This window comes from Streptomyces sp. SCSIO 30461 (assembly GCF_037023745.1).
In the GTDB taxonomy this organism is placed as follows: Bacteria; Actinomycetota; Actinomycetes; order Streptomycetales; family Streptomycetaceae; genus Streptomyces.
In genome coordinates, this window is sequence record NZ_CP146101.1 from 5,074,572 (window position 1) to 5,096,777 (window position 22,206).

Consider the following 22,206-nt stretch of genomic DNA (forward strand, 5'->3'; position numbering starts at 1 on the left):
CCCGGAGCGGCCCGCCTCAGCCGCCGAGTTCGTCCGCGAGCGCCCGCAGAGCCAGCCGATACGAGCCGATCCCGAATCCCGCGACGGTACCGGTCGCGACCGCGGCGAGCACCGACGTATGGCGGAATTCCTCCCGTGCGTACGGGTTGGAGATGTGCACCTCGATGAGCGGTGCGGTCCGCTGGGCCGCCGCGTCGCGCATCCCGTACGAGTAGTGCGTGAACGCGCCCGGGTTCAGCACGACCGGGATGGCACCGTCGGCGGCCTCGTGCAGCCAGCGGATCATCTCGCCCTCATCGTTGGTCTCGCGTACGTCCACGTCGAAGCCGAGTTCCTTGCCGAGGTCCCGGCAGGCGTCCACGAGGCCCGCGTACGAGGTGGAGCCGTAGACGTCCGGTTCGCGGGAGCCCAGCCGCCCGAGGTTCGGGCCGTTGAGGACGAGCACCCGGCGGCTCATACGGACACCTCGCCGAAGGCGGCGAGCAGCACGGCCGGATCGGGGCCCTCCAGCACGGTCGGCTTCGCCAGTCCGTCCAGGACGATGAACCGCAGCAGGTCGCCCCGGGACTTCTTGTCGACCTTCATGGTCTCCAGGAGCTTGGGCCACTGGTCGCCGCGGTAGGTGAGCGGAAGCCCGACGGACTCCAGGACCGTGCGGTGGCGCTCGGCGGTCGCGTCGTCCAGCCGCCCGGCCAGCCGACCCAGTTCGGCGGCGAAGACCATGCCGACGGAGACCGCGGCGCCGTGCCGCCACTTGTAGCGCTCGTTCTTCTCGATCGCGTGCGCCAGTGTGTGGCCGTAGTTGAGGATCTCACGCAGTCCGGACTCCTTGAGGTCGCTGGACACGACCTGCGCCTTGACCCGGATGGAGCGTTCGATCAGCTCCGCTGTGTGCGGTCCTGCCGGGGTACGCGCGGCCTGCGGGTCGGCCTCGATCAGTTCGAGGATCGCGGGGTCGGCGATGAATCCGGCCTTGATGATCTCGGCCATCCCGCTGACGTAGTCGTGCACCGGCAGCGAGTCGAGGGCGCCGAGGTCGCAGAGCACCCCGGCAGGCGGGTGGAAGGCACCGACCAGGTTCTTGCCCTCGGCGGTGTTGATGCCGGTCTTGCCGCCGACGGCCGCGTCGACCATGCCGAGCACCGTCGTCGGCACGGCGATCCAGCGCACCCCGCGCAGCCAGCTGGCGGCGACGAATCCGGCGAGGTCGGTGGTGGCTCCGCCACCGACGCCCACGATGACGTCGGTGCGGGTGAACCCGGTCTGTCCGAGCGCCTTCCAGCAGTACGCGGCGACCTCGGCGGTCTTCGCCTCCTCGGCGTTCGGTACCTGAATGGCGACGGCGTCGTACCCCTCGTCGGCGAGGTCTTGGCGGATCGCTTCGCCGGTCTCGGCGAGCGCCTCGGGATGGATGACGGCGACACGCTTCGCTTTGGAGCCGATCAGCCCGGGGAGTTCACCGAGCAGCCGACGGCCGACGAGCACCTCGTAAGAGTCCGTGCCGGCCGTCCCGGCGACCTGGATGCGGGTGACTGCCTGGTCCTGGGCCTGATCGGTCATGTGTCCTTCGCTTCGAGTGCGTCGAGGATCGCCTGCGCGACCTCTTCTGGGGTGCGCTCGTCGGTGGCGACGACGACGCGCGCGGCTTCCGTGTACAGATGGCGCCGGGCTTCCATCAGCTCGCGCCACTGGCGGCGCGGGTTGACTGCGAGCAGTGGGCGGGCGGTGTTCAGCCCGACGCGCCGCACGGCCTCCTCGACGTCCATGGAGAGGTAGACGACGGGCAGCGGGGCCAGCAGCTCCCGAGTGCCGGCGTCGAGGATCGCCCCCCCGCCGAGGGACAGCACGCCGGTGTGCTCGGCGACGGCATCGCGCACCGCGGCACGCTCCAGCTCGCGGAAGCGCGGTTCGCCGTCCTCGATGAAGATGTCCGAGATCTCCCGGCCATCGGCGGCGACGATGTCGGCATCGGTGTCCCGGTACCCGATGCCCAGACGCTCGGCGAGCAGGGCGCCGACGGTGGACTTGCCGACGCCCATCGGCCCGATCAGCACGACCCGCGGTCCCGCGGCCGGGTGCGTACCGCTCACCGGATGGCCAGGTGATCGAGGTACGACCGCACGTTGCGATGGGTTTCGGTGACGCTGTCGCCGCCGAACTTCTCGGCGACGGCGTCGGCGAGTACCAGCGCGACCATGGCCTCGGCGACGATCCCGGCGGCCGGCACGGCGCACACGTCGGAGCGCTGGTGGTGCGCGGCAGCGGCCTCCCCGGTGACCACATCGATGGTCTTCAGGGCCCGGGGAACGGTGGCGATGGGCTTCATCGCGGCGCGTACGCGGAGCAGTTCGCCGGTGGTGAGCCCGCCCTCGGTGCCACCCGAGCGGCCGGATGCGCGCCGGATGCCGTCGTCGGTGGCGACGATCTCGTCATGCGCCTGCGAGCCGGGCACCCTTGCCAGTTCGAAGCCGTCGCCGACCTCGACGCCCTTGATGGCCTGGATGCCCATGAGCGCGGCGGCGAGCCGGGCGTCGAGACGGCGGTCCCAGTGCACGTGGGAGCCGAGGCCGACGGGCACCCCGTAGGCGAGCACCTCGACCACTCCGCCGAGGGTGTCGCCGTCCTTGTGGGCCTGGTCGATCTCGGCGACCATCGCCTTCGACGCCTCGGCGTCGAGGCAGCGCACCGGGTCGGCGTCCAGCTTCTCGACATCGGCGGGGGTCGGGTACACGCCGTACGGCGCCTTCGCCCCGGCCAGCTCCACGACATGGGAGACGATCTCGATGCCCGCGGCCTCCTTGAGGTAGGAGCGGGCCACGGCACCGAGGGCGACTCGGGCAGCGGTCTCCCGGGCACTGGCGCGCTCCAGGATCGGCCGGGCTTCGTCGAAGCCGTACTTCTGCATGCCGGCGAGGTCGGCGTGGCCGGGACGGGGGCGGGTCAGAGGGGCGTTCCTCGCCAGTGCGGCCAGCTCGTCCGGGTCCACCGGGTCCGCTGCCATGACCTTGTCCCACTTGGGCCACTCGGTGTTGCCGACCATGACCGCGACCGGGGAGCCGAGCGTCAGCCCGTGCCGTACGCCCCCGAGGAAGGTGACCTCGTCCCGCTCGAACTTCATCCGCGCACCGCGTCCATAGCCGAGGCGGCGCCTGGCCAGGTGATCGGCCACCATCTCGGTGGAGACCGGGACGCCGGCGGGAAGGCCCTCCAGCGTCGCCACCAGTGCGGGGCCATGCGACTCCCCCGCGGTCAGCCAGCGCAACCTGCTCAACGGTGCTCCTCTTGCTCACGCCCGGAATGCGACGGCGCGACCTTCGGGTGCCTCCCGGCAATGGCTCGGGCGCGTGCGCCTTGGTCCGCCTCCTTCGATCCTCCCACGTCCGGGATGTGAGGTTGATCGTGGTCCAGCTTTCGGACTCCCGCGTCCACCCCCGTGCCGCCGTCCGGAGCCTCTGGGCACCTACGCCGCGGTCGCCTGCGGTGCGGGCGGGTCCGCGGGTGCATGCCACCGCGCGCGGAGCGGACGGCGCACGCCACGACACACCGCGAAACCGGCGTGGGGTGAAGGCTCACAACCCCACGTCCCGCGGAGTGTGCTCAGCGCTCCGCGAGGGCTCGCTCACCGGCAGCGCGCATCGCGTCCAGCGGCCCCGGGCTGCGGCCCGTCATCAGCTCGACCTGGAGGACGGCCTGGTGCACCAGCAGGTCGAGCCCGCCGACGACGGTTCCGCCCTGCTCCGCCCAGGAGTCCGCGAGAGGGGTCGGCCACGGGTCGTACACCACGTCGAAGAGGGTGCCGGGGCGCTCCGGGACATAGGGCGCGAGCACATCGGTGGCGCCGGCCGGGGTGGTGGCGATGACCAGCGGCGCGTCGAAGGCGTGGACGGCCTCCGCCCAGTCGGCGGTGTGGACCTCCACTCCGAGGCGCTCGCCCCGGCCCCGCATCTCCTCCGCGCGGGCGCGGGTGCGTACGTAGGCGGTGACCGGTCCGCTGCAGATCCGGGCGAGTGCGGCGAGCGCGGAGGAAGCGGTGGCACCGGCGCCGAGCACGGCCGCGTGATCGACCTTGTCCACGCCACGCTCCCGCAGCGCGGCGACCATGCCGGGGATGTCGGTGTTGTCGCCGATACGCATGCCGTCCTCGGTGAACACCACGGTGTTGACGGTCTCCACGGATGCCGCGGTCGCGCTGATCCGGTCGAGCAGCGGGATGATCGCGCGCTTGAGCGGCATGGTCAGCGACAGCCCGGCCCAGCCGGACCCGAGCTGCCGGATGAAGCCCGGCAGCTCCGCCTCGTTCACCTCGAAGCGGTCGTAGCTCCAGTCGCCGAGGCCGAGCGCGGCGTACGCGGCACGGTGCAGCACGGGAGACAGTGAGTGGGCGATCGGAGACCCCAGGACTGCGGCCCTGCGGGGGCCGTCAGCTGCCGCGCTGCTCATTGAACTTGTCCTTCAGCTTCTGGAACTCGGTGTGCGTCTTGGCGAACTCGGTCTTGTGCTCACCGTCGGTGGCGACGAAGTACATCCAGCCTTCGGCCGTCGGGTTGGTCGACGCCAGCAGCGCCTTCTGCCCGGGGTTGCCGATGGGGCCCGGAGTGAGGCCCTTCTGGGTGTACGTGTTGTACGGATCCTGGTTGCTGTTGATCTCGGATTCGCTGATGTCGATCTCGCTCTGGCCCTTCAGGTAGTTGAAGGCGGAGTCGAACTGGAGCAGCTGATTCGTTTCCGTGTTGGTGGGCTTGAGCCGGTTGTAGACGACCTCGGCCATCTTCCGGTAGTCGACCTCGGTCTTGCCTTCGGCCTGGACCAGGCTGGCCACGGTGAGCAGTTCCCAGGGGCTGTCGAGCCCGACCTTCTTCGCCTTGGCCTCCAGGTCGGCCTTGTCGTACTCCTGGTTTGCTCGGACGACCATCTTCTTGAGGATGGCCTCGGGCTTGGCGCCCTTGGCGACCGGATAGGTCGCGGGGAAGAGGAATCCTTCCAGCGGGTCCTTGACGTTCTTGTGCCCCTTGGCCCACTCGGGCAGGCCGAGGCTGTCGGCCTGCTCCTTGGCGATGGTCTCCGTCGTCCCTGGCTTGAGTTCGAGGCGTTTGTCGATCTGCTCGTAGACCCAGACGTTGCGCTGACCCTCGGGGATGCTGAAGCCGTTGCGGCTGTCGGCACGGAGCATCATCTCAACGGCGCTCGCCGCCGACATGCCCTTCTTCAGCGTGTACACACCGTCCTGGATCTTGCCCCCGTTGGGGTTGGCGCCCTGCGCGGCGACGAAGGCGTCGACGCTCTTCACCACGCCCGCGTTCTTGAGAGCGTTGCCGATGTCGGCGCCGGTCGCACCCGGCTGGATCTCGACCTGGACAGAGCCGTTGCCACTGCCCTCGAAGTCAGGCGCGGCACCGAACTTGTCCTGCCAGAACTGGTACCCGACATAGCTCACACCGCCGACGCTCCCGGCAAGCACGACGGCGACGAACAGGCAGGCGATACCGCTGCGGCCTTTCTTCTGCTTCTTGGTGCCTCTGCCGTTCCTGCCGCCCGTGTCGCGGTCCCCGCCCGAACCGCGGCGGGAGGCATCGGGCTCATCGCCGTCGCCTTCGTCGGAGTCCTCGCCGGTGAAGAAGGGGTGGGTCTCCTCCTCCTGCTGCTCTTCCCACTCGCCGCTCGCCGGTTCCGGGTCGGCCACCGAAGCGCCGCGGCGGCCCGGAGGCCGCGGCGGCGGATAGGCGTCGGGGGTGCCGTAGAGGTCGGGCCGCTCGTCCCCGAAGGGTGCGGCGGCGACGGGCTCGTACGGCATCGCGGCCTGCTGGGCGGTGTCCCAGCTTCCGGCGCCGTACTGGTACTGCGGCTGCTGCTGCCCGGCGTAGCCCTGGCCGCCGTAATCCTGGCCGCCGTATCCCTGTGCGGGGTACTGCCGGTCCACGTACGGGTGCGAGCCCGTGCCGTAGACCTGCTGGTCGGTGTGCTGCTGGTACGGCTGCTCCTGGTAGCCACCGTAGGGCTGCTGAGGCTGGTACGAGTGCTGCTGCTGGTACTGCCCGTACTGCTGGTGCTGGTCGTTCCCGTGCTGATGGTGCTGCTGGTACTGGTCGTCCCCGTACTGCTGGGTGCCGTAGCCCTGCTCATGACCGGGGGGTGCCTGATGACCGGCCCATCCGTGGTCCCCGCCGTGGCCCTGCTGCCCGTGGGCGGAAGGTGCGGCGGGGTCCTCGGGATGCCACGGTTCGGAGCCGGGGCTCCGGCCATATTCAGTCATCGGTCCCCAAACGGCCGTGAGGCGCCCGGGTCGGCTCGCCTCTACGTAGTGCGGCAGCTGTTCGAATAGCGGGCCGCATCGCGCGGAACGTTACCGTATCGCGATCAGATGACCACTTCGACGCTCTCCCCGGGAGGATTACCCGATACCCGTTCGGACTCAAGAGCGTTCTGGAGGATGATCACAGCCGCAGCCTGGTCGATGACCGAGCGGCCCTTCCGGGATTTCACACCGGACGCCCTCAGCCCCGCCGCCGCCGACACCGTGGTCATCCGCTCGTCGACAAGCCGCACCGGCACCGGCGCGATACCGCGGGCCAGTTCCCGGGCGAAGGCCCTGACCTTGGCCGCGGCCGGGCCTTCCCCGCCGCTGAGCGAGCGGGGCAGGCCCACCACCACCTCGATCGGTTCGTACTCATCGGCGATCTGGAGCAGCCGCCGGTGGGCGGCCGGGACGTCGCGTCCCGGCACGGTCTCCACCGGGGTGGCAAGAACCCCGTCGGGGTCGCACGAGGCGACCCCGATCCGGGCGTCCCCGACATCGATCGCGAGACGGCGGCCTCGGCGCATGACGGATGTCACGCCGATTCGGCCACAAGGCGCTCGACGGCGTCGATGGCCTCGCCGATCGCGTCCGGGTTCTGGCCGCCGCCCTGGGCGACGTCCGGCTTGCCGCCGCCACCGCCGCCGAGGGTCTTGGCGGCAGTACGGACCAGGTCGCCGGCCTTGAGGCCTCGCTCACGGGCGGACTCGTTGGTGGCGATCACGGTCAGCGGACGGCCGCCCGTCGTCGTGAACAGCGCCACGACGGCAGGGCGATCCCCCGCCCCCGACAGCTGCTGCAGCCGGCCGCGGACATCAAGGACCAGCTTGCGCAGGTCGTCGGCGGAAGTGCCGTCCGGGACCTGCCCGGTGACCAGGGCGGTGCCCCGCACGTCCTTGGCGCCCTGGGCGAGCCCGGCGGCGGCTTGGAGCACCTTCTCGGCGCGGAACTTCTCGATCTCCTTCTCGGCGTCCCGCAGCTTGCCGAGCATGGTGGCGACCTTTTCCGGCAGTTCCTCGGAGCGGCCCTTGACCAGCTCCTGGAGCTGGGCGACGACCGTGTGCTCCTTGGCCAGGAAGTTGTAGGCGTCCACGCCGACGAGAGCCTCGATACGGCGCACACCGCTGCCGATCGACGACTCCCCGAGCAGCTTCACCAGGCCGAGCTGGGAGGTGTTGTGGACGTGCGTACCACCGCAGAGCTCCTTGGAGAAGTCTCCGATGGTGACGACCCGGACCCGCTCTCCGTACTTCTCGCCGAACTCGGCGATGGCGCCCTGCTTCTTGGCCTCGTCGATGCTCATGACCTCGGCCTGGACGTCGAGTTCACGGGCGAGGACCTCGTTGATCTTCTGCTCGACATCGGTCAGGACCGCGCCGGGCACGGCGGCCGGCGAGCCGAAGTCGAAGCGGAAGCGGCCCGGCGAGTTCTCGGAACCGGCCTGGGCGGCCGTGGGGCCGAGGGCGTCACGCAGCGCCTGGTGGGTGAGGTGGGTGGCGCTGTGGGCGCGAGCGATGGCGCGGCGGCGCTTGACGTCGATGGCGGCGTAGGCCGAAGCACCCACGGTCACCTCGCCGACCTGCACCGAGCCCTTGTGTACGGAGACGCCCGGGACCGGCTGCTGCACATCGCGGACCTCGATGACGGCGCCGCCGTCGAGCCGGATCCGGCCCTGGTCGGCGAGCTGGCCGCCGCCCTCGGCGTAGAACGGGGTGCGGTCGAGGACGACCTCGACCTCGTCGCCCTCGGAGGCGGCGGGCGAGGGCACACCGTCGACCAGCAGGCCGACGATGGTCGACTCTCCCTCGGTGCTGGCATAGCCGGTGAACTCGGTGGCACCGGAGGTGTCGGCGACCTCGCGGTAGGCCGACAGATCGGCGTGGCCGGTCTTCTTGGCCTTGGCGTCGGCCTTGGCGCGCTCCCGCTGCTCCTTCATCAGGCGGCGGAAGCCGTCCTCGTCCACGGTCAGGCCCTGCTCGGCGGCCATCTCCAGGGTGAGGTCGATCGGGAAGCCCCAGGTGTCGTGGAGCAGGAAGGCCTTGTCGCCGGGGAGCACGGTGCCGCCTGACGACTTGGTCTCGGTGACGGCGGTGTCGAGGATGTTCGTGCCGCCCTTGAGGGCCTTCAGGAAGGCGGCCTCTTCGGCGAGCGCGACGGTCTCGATGCGCTTGCGGTCGGTCTCCAGCTCCGGGTACTGCTGGCCCATGGTCTTGATGACCACGTCGACCAGAGCGGCGACCACCGGCTCGGTGGCACCGAGGAGGCGCATGTTGCGGATGGCTCGGCGCATGATGCGGCGCAGGACGTAACCGCGGCCCTCGTTGCCGGGGGTGACACCGTCGCCGATCAGCATCACGGACGTACGGAGGTGGTCGGCGACCACGCGCAGCGAGACGTCGCTGGCGTCGGCGGCACCGTAGCGGACACCGGTGAGCTCGGTGGCCTTGTCGATCACGACGCGCAGGGTGTCGGTCTCGTACATGTTCCGCACGCCCTGCAGGATCATGGCGAGGCGTTCGAGGCCGAGACCGGTGTCGATGTTCTTGCTCGGGAGGTCACCGAGGATCTCGAAGTCCTCCTTGCCGGAGCCCTCGCCACGCTCGTACTGCATGAAGACCAGGTTCCAGATCTCCACATAGCGCTCGTCGTTGGCGGCCGGGCCGCCCTCGACACCGAACTCCGGACCCCGGTCGTAGTTGATCTCCGAGCACGGCCCGCACGGGCCGGGGACACCCATGGACCAGAAGTTGTCCTTCTTGCCGAGGCGCTGGATGCGCTCGGCGGGAACGCCCACCACCTCGCGCCAGATGCGCTCGGCCTCGTCGTCGTCCAGGTAGACGGTGATCCAGAGCTTCTCCGGGTCCAGCCCATAGCCGCCGTCAGGCACGGAAGCGGTGAGCAGCTCCCAGGCGTACTTGATGGCGCCTTCCTTGAAGTAGTCGCCGAAGGAGAAGTTGCCGCACATCTGGAAGAACGTGCCGTGGCGGGTGGTCTTGCCGACCTCTTCGATATCGGGCGTGCGCACACACTTCTGCACACTGGTGGCGCGCGGGGCGGGCGGCTTGGTCTCGCCGAGGAAGTAGGGCTTGAAGGGCACCATGCCCGCGTTGACCAGCAGCAGAGTCGGGTCGTCCGCGATGAGCGACGCCGAAGGCACGACGGTGTGCCCGCGCTCCTCGAAGAAGCTCAGCCAGCGGCGGCGGATTTCAGCCGACTCCATCAGTGGTCCTCATTCCGGTCGTACGGGTACCTGCTGTCCAGGATCCCGTAGTGCTTGGTGTCCTGCTCGTGGTTTTCGGTGCGGTCCCCGAGTGCGGCCGGGCGCCGCGGTGCGGGGAGGCCGCGGTCGGTGGGTGTCTGGATGCCGAGCGCTTCGCCGAGTTCGGCCTCGCGCTGGGCCATCGATGCCCTGACATCGAGTGCGAAGTCCTTGAGGCGGTGCCCGGTCTCGATCGCCTTGTCGGCAGCCTGCGCGGCAAGGCTCTCCGGGGCGAGCTGCCTGAGCTTCCGGTTGACCTTGGTGGTGGCCCACACACCGGCCGCGGCGCCCGCGGTGAACCAGAACGTACGGCGGAACATCGCTCGCTCAGCCCTTCTGCCTGCCGCGCCGGGCGGCGGGAACGGTGCGCCCGAGGACGACGGTGCGCCTGATCCGCTCCGCGGAGCCCGGGTCCCCGGCCCTGTCGCGGCTCAGCGCCCGGCGCACCCCGTAGCCGAACGCCGCGACCTTGACCAACGGGCCCCCGAAGGTGGAGGCGACGGTGCCGGACAGCGCCGATGCGTTGGAGGTGACCTCCTGGACGTCGGAGGCGATGGCGTCCACCCGGTCGATCTGGGTCTGCGCGGAACGCACCGTCGCCGAGGCGTCCGCGAGCAGCGGCACCGCCTGTTCCGTCACGTCCGCCACCAGCTTGGTGGTCGCCTTGAGCGTCTGGGCCAGCCTCACCAGCACCACGGCGAGGAAGGAGACCAGGATCGCCCAGAAGACGGCCACCAGGATCCCGGCAACCTCTCCACCGGTCACGCTGCACCGCTCCCTGATCGTTGTTGGGGCTTTCCTCGTTGAGGCTTCGGCATCGGGCTTGTCGTGGGCCCGGCGAAGTCCCCATCCGACCCTATCGCGCCGGAGGTCGCGTCCCGTACCGGATCAGGGCTGGAACGCCCGTGACACGGCCCGGAGTCCGGGCGTCAACGCGAGAGCCCGCCCCGCCGGCCGGGAAGGCGCGGAGGGGCGGGCTCAGGCGTGATGCCGATGGTCCTACGACCGCTGGATCAGCGGGCGTAGTACTCGACGACGAGCTGCTCGTCGCAGATCACCGGGATCTCCTTGCGGTTCGGCTCCCGGTCCAGGCGGAACGCCAGCGCCTTCAGGTTCACCTGAAGGTAGCGGGGGGTCTCGCCGTCGGGGGCGTAACCACCCTCACGGGCGACCTGGAACGGGTGCTTGGCGCGCGAGCGCTCGCGGACCGTCACAACGTCGTCGGGGCGAACACGGAAGGACGGCTTGTCGACCTTGCCGCCGTTCACCTCGATGTGGCCGTGGACGACCATCTGACGGGCCTGGTAGATCGTACGGGCGATACCGGAGCGCAGCACCAGCGCGTCGAGACGGCGCTCGAGTTCGATGATGAGGGCCTCACCGGTCTTGCCCTGGACCTTGCTGGCGCGCTCGTAGGCGCGGACCAGCTGACGCTCGGAGACGTCGTACTGAGCGCGGAGACGCTGCTTCTCGAGCAGACGGACCTTGTAGTCCGAGTTCTGCTTGCGGCCACGGCCGTGCTCACCCGGCGGGTAGGGGCGAGCCTCGAAGTACTTGACGGCCTTCGGCGTCAGGGCGATGCCGAGTGCACGCGACTTCTTGACCTTGGGTCGCGACTGGTTCACGGGGAACCTACCTCCATGTAAGTTAGGTGAGCCTTACCTTAGCGAGGAGGACGTAATGTCTCGACCGCATGGGATCCCCCTGCCCAGTGCGCATCGCAGTTCAGACCACTCGAACAAGTCGGTGACTGCTTACGACGACGATGAACAAGGTCAGCCGCGTCCCAGGGAAGGCGCTCAACAGCCCACCAAGGCCGAGCGCGTACGAACCCTCGTTGAATACAACGCCTCAGTATTCCTCACCCTGCCGGGTGCTCGCGACCACGGTCCCGGATCCTGGGAGCCCGCCGCCCGCACGGTGGCACCCGATGGGGATGTCGTACTCCTTGTGCCGTGGGATTCTCCCACGGCACGCGCCGCCGCCTACGCGCAGGACGACGACCTGACCTGCGTGATGGAGATCACGGACATCTCCCCGGTCGCGGTGCGCCAGCGCGTGCGGGGCCGCGCCTGGCTGGCCGGCTGGCTGACCGCCGCACGGGGCGAGGACCGGGACCACTGCATCGAGCTCCTCGCCGAGCGGCACCCCGTCGGCGCCGTGCTGGAAAGCGACGGCGAGCAGCCGGCCTGGATTCCGGTACGGCTTGAGGTCGGCGAGATCTCGCTGGACGACCTCTGGGGCGCGGGCTGCGTGGATCCCGAGCGGCTGGCGGGGGCCCAGCCCGATCCGATCGCGCGGCACGAGACGGACCTGCTCCAACATCTGCACTCCGCGCACGCCGACCAGGTGCGCACGCTGTGCACCCTGCTCGGCGGCCGACCGGGCACGGACCCCGCGGAGCTGCGTGACGTCGCCCCGCTCGCGCTGGACCGCTTCGGCCTGCGGGTGCGACTCACCGGGGCGGACGGCGGGCTCCTCGACGCGCGCCTCGACTTCCCCGAGCCGGTCGAGGACATCGCCGGGCTACGGCAGGCGATGCACACGCTGTTCGCGGCGGCGCTGGGATAGCCCCGGACCGGCGAGTCGGCGCGCCACCGACGGGCCCGCGCACCAGCCGCACCGGCACGACCCTGGAGCGCCGTCCCTGGAGCGCCGTCCCTGGATAGGTGGCACGGCGACACGGCCCGGACGGCTCACTCGGTCTGCTGTTCGCCCCGCAATCGCTCGCGTACCTTCTCCACCACGTCCGCGTAGCGCGCCTCCGCTCCATAGCGCGTCGGCTCGTAGTAGCGCTTGCCGTGGACCGCGTCCGGGGCGTACTGCTGCGCGGCGATGGCACCGCGGACATCGTGGGGATACACATAGCCCTGGGCATGGCCCAGCTTCGCCGCGCCCTTGTAGTGGCCGTCCCGCAGATGAGCCGGGACGGGAGCGGCGAGCCCGGCACGCACGTCGGCGAGCGCGGCTCCTATCGCGGTCGTCGCCGCGTTGGACTTCGGGGCGAGCGCCAGGGCGATCGTGGCGTGGCTGAGGGTGAGCGCCGCTTCGGGGAAGCCGATCATGGCCACGGCTTGGGCCGCGGCGACCGCCGTCGGCAGGGCCGTCGGGTCGGCGAGGCCGATGTCCTCGCTCGCCGAGATCATCAGTCGGCGGGCGATGAACCGCGGATCCTCCCCCGCCTCGATCATCCGCGCCAGATAGTGCAGCGCCGCATCGACATCGGATCCGCGGATGGACTTGATCAGCGCGCTCGCGACGTCGTAGTGCTGGTCGCCGTCGCGGTCGTACTTGACCGCGGCACGGTCGACGGTCTCCTCCACGGTGCTCAGCAGGATCTCCTGATCGCCCTTGGCGATCGCCGCGCCCGCCGCGGCTTCCAGTGCGGTGAGCGCCCGTCTCGCGTCACCCCCCGCAATCCGCAGCAGATGCGCCTGGGCGTCGTCGGGGAGCGTCAACGCTCCGCCGAGTCCCCGCTCCTCCGCGAGCGCGCGGCGCAGCAGGGCGCTCAGATCGGCGTCGGTGAGCGGCTCCAGCGTGAGGAGCAGCGAACGGGAGAGCAACGGGGAGATCACCGAGAAGTACGGATTCTCGGTGGTCGCGGCGATGAGGGTGACCCAGCGGTTCTCGACGGCCGGCAGCAGGGAGTCCTGCTGGGCCTTGCTGAAGCGGTGGATCTCGTCCAGGAAGAGCACCGTCTCCTTGCCGAAGCCTCCGGCGGCCCGGCGGGCGCCGTCGATGACCGCCCGGACCTCCTTGACCCCCGCGGTGATCGCCGAGAGTTCGACGAAGCGCTTGTTGGTCGCCTTGGAGACCACATACGCGAGGGTCGTCTTGCCGGTGCCCGGCGGTCCCCAGAGGATCACCGACGAGACACCCGCGGGACCTGTGCCGCCTTCGCCGACCAGCCGCCGCAGCGGTGACCCGGGCTTCAGCAGATGCTGCTGGCCCACGACTTCGTCCAGGGTGCGCGGACGCATCCGTACGGCCAGGGGGCTGGCGGACGGGTCCTTCTCCTGGCGCTCGTCGGCGGCTGCGGTAAAGAGGTCGGGCTCCACGATGTGAAGCCTAGGTCACCCCGCTGACAACACGGTCAGGGCCGCCAACGCCGTGCGCGAGCACCGTCAGCGTGGTCAGGGCCGTCAGCGCGGCCGGCGCCGTACGGGAATCCCGGCGCGCCGGCCGCGGAGCACTGCGCCCCGTATCGGGACTCCGGGCGCCACCGGCCCCTGCCGGACCGCGGGGCCGGGCTCAGCCGGTCCAGAAGTCCCACCAGCGGGTCAGCACCAGCATTCCGATGACACCGGTGTGCAGCACCGGCGGCACCCAGGTGAACTCGCCCAGGAAGTTCCTGATCCAGGCCGGAGCCGGGAGCAGCCCGGTCCTGACGTTGTGCGCGGTCAGGTACCAGAACATGAAGATCGTGGCGACCCAGGCCAGGCAGCACCACAGGCACAGGGCGTTGATGTTGTACAGCGACTGGTACTGGAGCCAGGTGCAGAAGGCGACGCCGAAGAGCGTGCCCGCGTTGAAGGTCAGCCAGTACCAGCGCGGGAAGCGCGCACCGGCCAGCAGGCTCACCCCCACGCAGATCACGATGCCGTACGCGACGAGGCCGAGCATCGGGTTGGGGAAACCGAAGGCGGAGGCCTGGTCGCTCTCCATGACGCTGCCGCAGGACACGATCGGGTTGAGGCTGCAGCCCGGCGTGAACGTGGTGCCCGCGATCTTGGCTTCGAGGATCTTGAACTTGTCGATCGTGATGACCCAGGAGGCGAGCAGTCCCGCCGCGCCGGTGACCACCAGGAGCCAGGCGAACGCACGACCGGCCCCGAACGCGCCGCGCACCCCGCCCTCCTTCTCCTCGCCGGAGGACATGCCGTCAACCGCACTCGTCGTCATATCGCCGTTCCATCGTTCGGGTCACTGGTTGGCATGGTCATTCTGCCGCACCGACACCGGTGTCCACCGTTCGGAAGGCTCGACGAACGCGGAGACCGGACGCCGACTCCATGTCGCCGAGTCGACGGTGAAGACCCATATGCTGCGGATCTTCAACAAGCTGGGTGTGGACGACCGCACCGCGGCCGTGACCAGCGCGATGCGGCAGGGGCTGCTGTAGTGGGTGGTCGGGGCGCGCTCGGTCGAGCGCGCCCCGACCACCCACGGACGTCAGGACAGACGCGCGCGGATCTCCGCCACCACGCCGTCCAGCGCGAGCGCGCTCTGCTCGCCGGACTCCATGTCCTTGAGCTGGACCAGGCCTTCGGCGAGATCCCGCTCACCGGCGACGATCGCGTAGCGCGCGCCGCTGCGGTTCGCGTTCTTCATGGCGCCCTTGAGTCCCTTGCCGCCGAAGCTGAAGTCGGCCGCGACACCGGACTTGCGCAGTTCGGTGACCACGCGGAACAGCACACGGCGCGCCTCGTCCCCGAGCGGTACGGCGAACACGCTGGTGGACGCGGGAATTTCGAGCTCGATGCCCTCCGCCTCAAGCGCCAGGACCGTACGGTCGACGCCGAGTGCCCAGCCCACGGACGGCAGCGCCGGGCCACCGATCATCTCGGACAGTCCGTCGTAACGGCCGCCGCCGCCCACCGCCGACTGCGAGCCCAGGCCGTCGTGCACGAACTCGAAGGTCGTACGCGTGTAGTAGTCGAGACCGCGCACCAGCTTCTCGTCGTCCTCGAAGGCCACACCCGCGGCCGTCAGCAGCTCGCGCACCTCCTCGTGGTACACCTTGCACGCGTCGCACAGGTGGTCACGCAGCAGCGGCGCCCCGACCAGCTGCTTCTGGACCGACTCGCGCTTGTCGTCGAGCACCCGCAGCGGATTGATGTCGACACGGCGGCGAGTGTCCTCGTCCAGGTCGAGCCCGCGCAGGAAGTCCTGGAGGGCGTCCCGGTAGACCGGGCGGCACTCCTTGTCGCCGAGCGAGTTCAGCAGGATCCGGAAGTCGCTGAGCCCGAGCGAGCGGTACGCCTGGTCGGCCAGGATGATCAGCTCGGCGTCGAGCGCCGGGTCCTCAGCGCCGATCGCCTCGGCTCCGACCTGCGAGAAGTGCCTGTAGCGGCCTTTCTGCGGGCGCTCGTAGCGGTAGTAGGAGCCCGAGTACCAGAGCTTGACCGGGAGGTTGCCGGTCTTGTGGAGGTTCGCCTCGAGCGCGGCGCGCAGCACCGACGCGGTGCCCTCGGGACGCAGGGCCAGCCTGTCGCCGCCCTTGGTCTCGAAGGCGTACATCTCCTTGGTGACGATGTCGGTGGACTCACCGACACCGCGCGCGAAGAGCTCGACGTTCTCGAAGCCGGGGGTCTCGACGTAGCCATAGCCCGAGGCGCGCAGCGGCGCGGCGATCGCCTCTCGCACCGCGAGGTATTTCGCGGAGTCCGGCGGAATCAGGTCGTAGGTGCCCTTGGGAGCCTGGAAGGTACTCACGGAAGGTCTTGTCACATTCCTCGTCGGGGAGCGGCGGTGCCGCCGTCTCCCTGGCCGGCGGCCACTTCCCGCAGGTACGGGTTGGTGGCGCGCTCGCGGCCGATGGTCGTCTGGGGGCCGTGGCCGGACAGCACCACGGTCGAGTCGTCGAGCGGCAGGCACACGCGGGCCAGCGAGTCGAGCATCTCGGCCATGTCACCGCCGGGCAGGTCGGTGCGTCCGATGGAGCCGGCGAAGAGCAGATCGCCCGAGAAGAAGACCGGCGGGATGTCCGCGGCCTCGGGCGAACCGAAGGTCACCGACCCCTTGGTATGACCGGGCGCATGCCTCACGGTCAGTTCCAGACCCGCCAGCTTCAGCGTGGCGCCGTCCGTCAGCTCGCGCACGTCGTCCGGCTCCCCCACGGTGAGCTCGCCCATCAGCGGCATCCCGATGGAGCGGCCGAGCGCCTTCCCCGGGTCGCTCATCATGTACCTGTCGTCGGGATGGATCCACGCCGGTACGTCATGGGCTCCGCACACCGGGACGACGGAGGCGACATGATCGATGTGGCCATGGGTGAGCACGACAGCGACGGGCTTGAGCCGATGCTTCTTCAGCGTTTCCTCGACGCCCTGCGCGGCCTGGTGGCCCGGGTCGATGATCACGCACTCCTCGCCTGCGGCCGGGGCGACCAGATAACAATTGGTCCCCCAGGCCCCTGCGGGGAACCCGGCAATAAGCACGATCGTCCTCACGGTGTCGTCCGACGGGATTGCTGTTTGCGGAATGCAGCAGTTCAGAGCCTACCGGCGGTGCTCATTCCACAGCCAACCCGTATACGGTACGGGCACGCTCGGCCGGACATTCGGGCGGCAATCCACTTGACCCATGCGACGTGACCGACAAGGAGAAGACCCGGTGGTCAGCAGCGATCAGCGGCGGCGCCAGCTCGCCAGAGAGAAGTTCGAGCGGCAGCAGGAGCGCCGGGAGCAGGCCCGCAAGAAGGCCAGGCGCCGCAATACGATCATCGCGGCAGCGCTCGCCGTGGTGCTGGCTGCCGGTGCGGCGGTCTACGCCTCGGTCGGGCTGTCGGACGACGGATCCGGCAGCGACGCCGCGGCGGCTCCCGAGGACGTCAGCTCGTCCGCTCCGCCCGAGACGGGGAAGGGCGAATCGGCCGAGCCCAAGATGGCCATCGACCAGAAGGCCGCGTACACGATGTCGCTGAAGACCAGCCAGGGCGACATCAAGGTGACGATGGACGCGGCCAAGACCCCGCACACGGTCAACTCGTTCAAGCACCTCGCCGACAAGGGCTACTTCGACGACACGAAGTGCCACCGACTGACCACGGCCGGCATCCTCGTACTCCAGTGCGGCGACCCCGAGGGCACCGGCTCAGGCGGCCCCGGCTACACGATCCCGGACGAGAACCTGACCGGGCTCGGCAAGGCCGGCGCGGACGGCACGGTGACCTACAAGGCGGGCACGGTCGCCATGGCGAACACCAGCCAGCCCAACACCGGTGGCAGCCAGTTCTTCCTGGTGTACAAGGACAGCAAACTGCCGCCCGCGTACACGCCTTTCGGCACCATGGACGCGGCAGGCCTGGAAGTCGTCAAAGCCGTCGGAGCCGCGGGCGTCGAAGGCGGGGCATCGGACGGTGCGCCGAAGAAGGCCGTCACCCTGGAGAAGGTGACCGTCGCCAAGGGATGACCCAGCCGAATTCGGCGGTGCCGAGTGCGGACAGCCAGGCTGCCGGTCGCCTAGATTGGCGTTGTGCAGTGCGGACTCGGTCCGCGTTGTGAGGGACGGGCGAGGCCCGTCCGGGAAACTGTGGACGATGCCCGGGGCCGGAGCGCTTCGCAGGCATCATGTGGAGGAGGCGCTGTGAGCAGCGACCCGTGGGGCCGCGTCGACGAGACGGGCACCGTGTACGTGCGGACTTCCGATGGCGAGCAGGTCGTCGGATCGTGGCAGGCCGGGACTCCCGAGGAGGCACTGGCTTACTTCGAGCGCAAGTACGAGGGCTTGGTTGTCGAGATCGGCCTCCTCGAGAAGCGGGTGAAGACCACCGATCTGTCCGCGAAGGACGCGACGACGGCGATCGAGCACATCCGCCAGCAGGTCGACGAGCATCATGTCGTCGGGGACCTCGACGCCTTGCGCAAGCGGCTGGACGCGCTGGCCGCCACGGTCGAGACGCGCCGTGAGGAGCGCAAGGCACAGAAGGCCAAGCAGACCGACGAGGCCAGGCACGCCAAGGAGGCACTGGTCGCGGAGGCCGAGGAGCTGGCACAGAGCGAGCAGTGGCGGGCGGCCGGTGAGCGGCTGCGCGCACTCGTGGACAAGTGGAAGGGCCTGCCCCGGCTCGACCGCAAGTCCGACGACGAGCTGTGGCACCGCTTCTCGCATGCGCGCTCGGCATTCTCCAAGCGCCGCAAGGCGCACTTCGCGGCGCTGGACGCGCAGCGGGAGCAGGCCAGGCAGACGAAGGAGCGACTGGTCGCGGAGGCCGAGTCGTTGTCCGGCTCGACTGACTGGGGTGCCACCGCCGCGCGCTACCGCGAACTGATGGCGGACTGGAAGGCGGCGGGGCGCGCCCAGCGGGAGCACGAGGACGATCTGTGGAACCGCTTCCGCGGTGCGCAGGACGTCTTCTTCGCCGCGCGCAGCGGGGTCTTCGCCGAGCGTGACGCGGAGCAGACCGAGAATCTGAAGCTCAAGGAAGAGCTGGCAGCCGAGGCCGAGAAGCTCATGCCGGTGACGGACCTGAAGGCCGCCCGCGCCGCCTTCCGTTCCATCAACGAGCGCTGGGAGGCCATCGGCCACGTCCCGCGTGACGCCCGCCCGAAGGTGGAGGGCCGGATGCACACCGTGGAGCGTGCGATCCAGGAGGCCGAGGAGGCCGAGTGGCGCCGCACCAACCCCGAGGCGCGCGCCCGCGCCGAGGGGCTGACCGGTCAGCTCCAGTCGGCGGTCGACAAGCTGCGTGCCCAGGTCGACACCGCGCGTGCGGCGGGCAACAACGCGAAGGCAGACAAGCTGGCGAAGGAGCTCGAAGGACGGCAGGCGCTGCTGGACCAGGCGCTGAAGGGCCTTCAGGAGTTCGGCGGCTGATCTTCCGCGCTGAGCGCGAGTTCGAAGGCCCGGAGGCTGTGATGCCTCCGGGCCTTCGGGCTTCGCGGGGTGCGGTGTCTCTCCGGGGTTTGCCGGGATGGCGGGTCGTCGCGGGCACCCTGTCAGGGGCCGCCGCTCTCCCCACCCGGTGCTCGGCGCGCACGGCCCCGGTCAGCGGTGCCGGCCCACCGGGTTCCGGTCCTGTCTGCCGTTCGCGCGTGTGGGGTGGAGGCGGAAGAGGTAGGCGGTGGCCGGACGGGTGTAGACGGTGCCTCTTCCGGCGGTGTGGAGTTGTTCGCGGGTGGGGTGGGGCGGGCGTTTGGGCTGCAGATAGCGGTCGAGACCGTCGGCGGTCAGGTGGTAGTGGCCGGAGCGGTGGTGGAGGACGGCGGCGAGCCGGTGGCGGGGGTCGAGGTGGGCGAGGCCGGCGTAGGCGTGGGTGGTTGTTGGCCAACAACCACCCACGCCTACGCCGGTCCCTGCCACCAGCACTCCGGCGCTGAGGTCACCACCGCCGTTCAGGCCCTCTTCCGCCGCGTCGTCGCAGCCCGCCCGCCGATCCAGCCGCGCTGAGTTCTGCGGGGAGCTACGGGCGCCTCGCGGAGGTGACGCGATAGACGTCGTAGACGCCCTCCACACCGCGGACGGCCTTCAGGACGTGGCCGAGGTGCTTCGGATCGCCCATCTCGAAGGTGAAGCGGGAGGTGGCGACCCGGTCGCGGGAGGTCTGGACTGCGGCCGAGAGGATGTTGACGTGCTGGTCGGACAGGACACGTGTGACATCCGACAGGAGCCGGGAGCGGTCCAGAGCCTCCACCTGGATGGCGACCAGGAAGACCGAGGACTGCGTGGGCGCCCACTCGACGTCCAGGATGCGTTCGGGCTGCTGGGAGAGCGAGTCCACGTTGACACAGTCCGCACGATGGACCGAGACACCGCTGCCACGGGTGACGAAGCCGATGATGGGGTCCCCGGGTACCGGCGTACAGCAGCGGGCCAGCTTGACCCAGACGTCGTCGACGCCCTTCACCACCACACCCGGATCAGCGTTGGCACGCCGCTTGCGGCCGCGGGTGCGCGACGGCGGAACGGACTCCGCGATGTCCTCGGTGGCCGCCTCCTCGCCGCCGAGTGCCTGGACGAGCTTCTGGACGACGCCCTGCGCGGCGACATGGCCCTCGCCGATCGCCGCGTACAGGGACGAGATGTCGGGGTAGCGCATCTCGTGCGCCAGCGTCACCAGCGAGTCTCCCGTGAGGATGCGCTGGATCGGCAGGTTCTGCTTGCGCATGGCGCGCGCGATCGCGTCCTTGCCCTGCTCGATCGCCTCGTCGCGGCGCTCCTTGGAGAACCAGGCACGGATCTTGTTCCTGGCACGCGGTGACTTGACGAAGCCGAGCCAGTCCCGGGACGGTCCCGCGCCGGTTGCCTTGGAGGTGAAGACCTCGACCAGGTCACCGTTGTCCAGGGTGGATTCGAGCGGCACCAAGCGGCCGTTGACCCTGGCTCCTATGGTGCGGTGGCCGACCTCGGTGTGGACCGCGTAGGCGAAGTCGACCGGGGTGGCGCCCGCGGGCAACGCTATGACATCGCCCTTGGGGGTGAAGACGAAGACCTCGTTGCGCGACAGGTCGAAGCGCAGGGACTCCAGGAACTCGCCCGGGTCCTCGGTCTCCTTCTGCCAGTCGAGGAGCTGCCGCAGCCACGCCATGTCATTCAGCGCGTCCTTGTCCTTGCCGCTGACCTTGGGGACATCGGTGCGGACCTTGGATGCGCCGGCCACGGCCTCCTGCTTGTACTTCCAGTGCGCGGCGATGCCGTACTCGGCGCGGCGGTGCATGTCGAAGGTGCGGATCTGGAGTTCGACGGGCTTGCCGTTGGGTCCGATGACCGTCGTGTGCAGCGACTGGTACATGTTGAACTTCGGCATCGCGATGTAGTCCTTGAACCGCCCCGGGACCGGGTTCCACCGGGCGTGGACGGTTCCGAGTGCCGCGTAGCAGTCCCGGACGGTGTCGACGAGGACGCGGATGCCGACCAGGTCGTAGATCTCCGCGAAGTCCCGGCCGCGGACGATCATCTTCTGGTAGACGCTGTAGTAGTGCTTGGGGCGGCCGGTGACGGTGGCCTTGATGCGGGCGGCCCGCAGATCCGTCTGCACCTCGTCGGTCACTATGGCGAGGTACTCGTCCCGCTTGGGGGCGCGCTCGGCGACGAGCCGGACGATCTCGTCGTACATCTTGGGGTAGAGGATCGCGAAGGCGAGGTCCTCCAGCTCCCACTTGATGGTGTTCATGCCCAGGCGGTGCGCCAGCGGGGCGTAGATCTCCAGAGTCTCGCGGGCCTTCTTCTCCTGCTTCTCCCGCTTGAGGTAGCGCATCGTGCGCATGTTGTGCAGCCGGTCGGCGAGTTTGATGACCAGCACCCGGGGGTCCTTGGCCATGGCGACGACCATCTTGCGCACGGTCTCGGCCTGAGCAGCCTCGCCGAACTTGACCTTGTCCAGTTTGGTGACACCGTCGACCAGCAGAGCCACCTGGTCGCCGAAGTCACGACGCAGGGTGTCCAGACCGTATTCGGTGTCCTCGACGGTGTCGTGCAGCAGGCCCGCCATCAACGTCGCCGGGTCCATGCCAAGCTCAGCGAGGATGGTGGTGACGGCCAGCGGGTGGGTGATGTACGGGTCGCCGCTCTTGCGCTTCTGGCCGCGGTGCCAGCGCTCTGCCACCTGGTAGGCACGCTCGACCTGGCGGAGTGTCGCGGTCTCGATCTTGGGGTCGTTGCTGCGGACGATCCGGAGCAGGGGTTCGAGGACCGGGTTGTACGCGCTGGAGCGCTGTACTCCGAGCCGGGCCAACCGGGCGCGGACGCGATTGGAGGAGCCGCCGGAGCGTGCGGGGGCGCCGGGGGTGGGCTTGGGGGCGGTCACCGGTGCCGGGGCCTGGCCCTTCGCGTTGCCCCAGCCCGCTGCCTGGCGGCTCTGCTCGCCCCGCTCGGGTGTGACAGCCGCGGATCGCTCCGAGGGCTTCTTCTCGGGCACGGCGGAAGTCGCGGCAGCCTTCTCGACCTGCTGGCCGGGCTGCGCGGTGGCGGGCTTGGCCTCGTCTGGCAAGGGCGC

20 protein-coding genes and 1 pseudogene are annotated in these 22,206 nt (G+C 69.8%); 4 read left to right on the forward strand and 17 right to left on the reverse strand.

The features are described 5' to 3' along the window. Positions 1-16: 16 nt before the first annotated feature. The 11 genes from aroQ to rpsD all read right to left on the reverse strand — a co-directional run bounded on the left by aroQ (position 17) and on the right by rpsD (position 11,176). Positions 17-457: a type II 3-dehydroquinate dehydratase gene (gene aroQ / locus V1460_RS22635; RefSeq protein ID WP_338675449.1), complete on the reverse strand. Its 441-nt coding sequence runs from the start codon at positions 455-457 to the stop codon at positions 17-19. Next, positions 454-1,560, reverse strand: a complete 1,107-nt coding sequence (gene aroB, locus V1460_RS22640) for a 3-dehydroquinate synthase (protein WP_338675450.1) — start codon at positions 1,558-1,560, stop codon at positions 454-456. Before aroB ends, aroQ begins: the two co-directional genes overlap by 4 nt. Beyond that, positions 1,557-2,039: a shikimate kinase gene (locus V1460_RS22645; RefSeq protein WP_338678157.1), complete on the reverse strand. Its 483-nt coding sequence runs from the start codon at positions 2,037-2,039 to the stop codon at positions 1,557-1,559. Before V1460_RS22645 ends, aroB begins: the two co-directional genes overlap by 4 nt. 47 nt (positions 2,040-2,086) lie before the next feature. After that, positions 2,087-3,271 carry a chorismate synthase gene (gene aroC / locus V1460_RS22650; protein WP_338675451.1) on the reverse strand — a complete coding sequence of 395 codons (1,185 nt, stop codon included), beginning with the start codon at positions 3,269-3,271 and terminating at the stop codon, positions 2,087-2,089. Positions 3,272-3,597: 326 nt separating this feature from the next. Continuing rightward, complete coding sequence (locus V1460_RS22655; RefSeq protein WP_338675452.1) at positions 3,598-4,440, reverse strand: shikimate dehydrogenase; 843 nt, start codon at positions 4,438-4,440, stop codon at positions 3,598-3,600. Then, positions 4,421-6,250: an endolytic transglycosylase MltG gene (gene mltG / locus V1460_RS22660; RefSeq protein ID WP_338675453.1), complete on the reverse strand. Its 1,830-nt coding sequence runs from the start codon at positions 6,248-6,250 to the stop codon at positions 4,421-4,423. Before mltG ends, V1460_RS22655 begins: the two co-directional genes overlap by 20 nt. A gap of 104 nt (positions 6,251-6,354) precedes the next feature. After that, entirely contained in the window at positions 6,355-6,819 is a 465-nt protein-coding gene (gene ruvX, locus V1460_RS22665; protein WP_338678158.1) for a Holliday junction resolvase RuvX, read from the reverse strand. A gap of 8 nt (positions 6,820-6,827) precedes the next feature. After that, positions 6,828-9,512, reverse strand: a complete 2,685-nt coding sequence (alaS, locus tag V1460_RS22670) for an alanine--tRNA ligase (RefSeq protein ID WP_338675454.1) — start codon at positions 9,510-9,512, stop codon at positions 6,828-6,830. Beyond that, complete coding sequence (locus V1460_RS22675; protein WP_338675455.1) at positions 9,512-9,871, reverse strand: hypothetical protein; 360 nt, start codon at positions 9,869-9,871, stop codon at positions 9,512-9,514. The genes alaS and V1460_RS22675 overlap by 1 nt, the downstream gene beginning before the upstream one ends. A gap of 7 nt (positions 9,872-9,878) precedes the next feature. Beyond that, on the reverse strand, positions 9,879-10,316 hold the full coding sequence (locus V1460_RS22680) for a DUF948 domain-containing protein (protein ID WP_338675456.1): 438 nt from the start codon (positions 10,314-10,316) through the stop codon (positions 9,879-9,881). Positions 10,317-10,564: 248 nt separating this feature from the next. Then, positions 10,565-11,176, reverse strand: a complete 612-nt coding sequence (rpsD, locus tag V1460_RS22685) for a 30S ribosomal protein S4 (RefSeq protein WP_338675457.1) — start codon at positions 11,174-11,176, stop codon at positions 10,565-10,567. Between the two features lie 55 nt (positions 11,177-11,231). Between rpsD and V1460_RS22690 the strand changes: the two genes are divergently transcribed. Then, positions 11,232-12,122 (forward strand): DUF2470 domain-containing protein, encoded by an 891-nt coding sequence (locus V1460_RS22690; RefSeq protein WP_338675458.1) that lies wholly within the window; start codon positions 11,232-11,234, stop codon positions 12,120-12,122. 125 nt (positions 12,123-12,247) lie between these two features. On the opposite strand, the gene V1460_RS22695 is transcribed toward V1460_RS22690, so the two are convergent. Beyond that, positions 12,248-13,609, reverse strand: a complete 1,362-nt coding sequence (locus tag V1460_RS22695) for a replication-associated recombination protein A (RefSeq protein WP_338675459.1) — start codon at positions 13,607-13,609, stop codon at positions 12,248-12,250. 193 nt (positions 13,610-13,802) lie between these two features. Then, a complete protein-coding gene (locus V1460_RS22700; RefSeq protein ID WP_407077633.1) occupies positions 13,803-14,429 on the reverse strand; it encodes a vitamin K epoxide reductase family protein in 627 nt (208 codons plus the stop codon). A 94-nt stretch (positions 14,430-14,523) separates the two neighbouring features. On the opposite strand from V1460_RS22700, the pseudogene V1460_RS22705 reads away from it, so the two are divergent. After that, positions 14,524-14,673 (forward strand): annotated as a pseudogene (locus V1460_RS22705) (response regulator transcription factor); the annotation flags it as partial. Between the two features lie 50 nt (positions 14,674-14,723). On the opposite strand, the gene hisS reads toward V1460_RS22705, so the two are convergent. Continuing rightward, a complete protein-coding gene (gene hisS / locus V1460_RS22710; protein ID WP_338675461.1) occupies positions 14,724-15,986 on the reverse strand; it encodes a histidine--tRNA ligase in 1,263 nt (420 codons plus the stop codon). 11 nt (positions 15,987-15,997) lie between these two features. Then, positions 15,998-16,711: an MBL fold metallo-hydrolase gene (locus tag V1460_RS22715; protein ID WP_338675462.1), complete on the reverse strand. Its 714-nt coding sequence runs from the start codon at positions 16,709-16,711 to the stop codon at positions 15,998-16,000. 175 nt (positions 16,712-16,886) lie between these two features. Between V1460_RS22715 and V1460_RS22720 the strand changes: the two genes are divergently transcribed. Beyond that, the gene (locus V1460_RS22720) at positions 16,887-17,684 is read left to right on the forward strand and encodes a peptidylprolyl isomerase (RefSeq protein ID WP_338675463.1); all 798 of its coding nucleotides are present in this window, start codon (positions 16,887-16,889) and stop codon (positions 17,682-17,684) included. Between the two features lie 174 nt (positions 17,685-17,858). Next, positions 17,859-19,088, forward strand: a complete 1,230-nt coding sequence (locus V1460_RS22725; protein WP_338675464.1) for a DUF349 domain-containing protein — start codon at positions 17,859-17,861, stop codon at positions 19,086-19,088. Positions 19,089-19,259: 171 nt separating this feature from the next. On the opposite strand, the gene V1460_RS22730 is transcribed toward V1460_RS22725, so the two are convergent. Both V1460_RS22730 and V1460_RS22735 read right to left on the reverse strand, forming a co-directional pair. Continuing rightward, positions 19,260-19,553, reverse strand: a complete 294-nt coding sequence (locus tag V1460_RS22730; protein ID WP_338675465.1) for a hypothetical protein — start codon at positions 19,551-19,553, stop codon at positions 19,260-19,262. Between the two features lie 121 nt (positions 19,554-19,674). Next, complete coding sequence (locus V1460_RS22735) at positions 19,675-22,200, reverse strand: bifunctional (p)ppGpp synthetase/guanosine-3',5'-bis(diphosphate) 3'-pyrophosphohydrolase (protein ID WP_338675466.1); 2,526 nt, start codon at positions 22,198-22,200, stop codon at positions 19,675-19,677. Positions 22,201-22,206 lie beyond the last annotated feature (6 nt).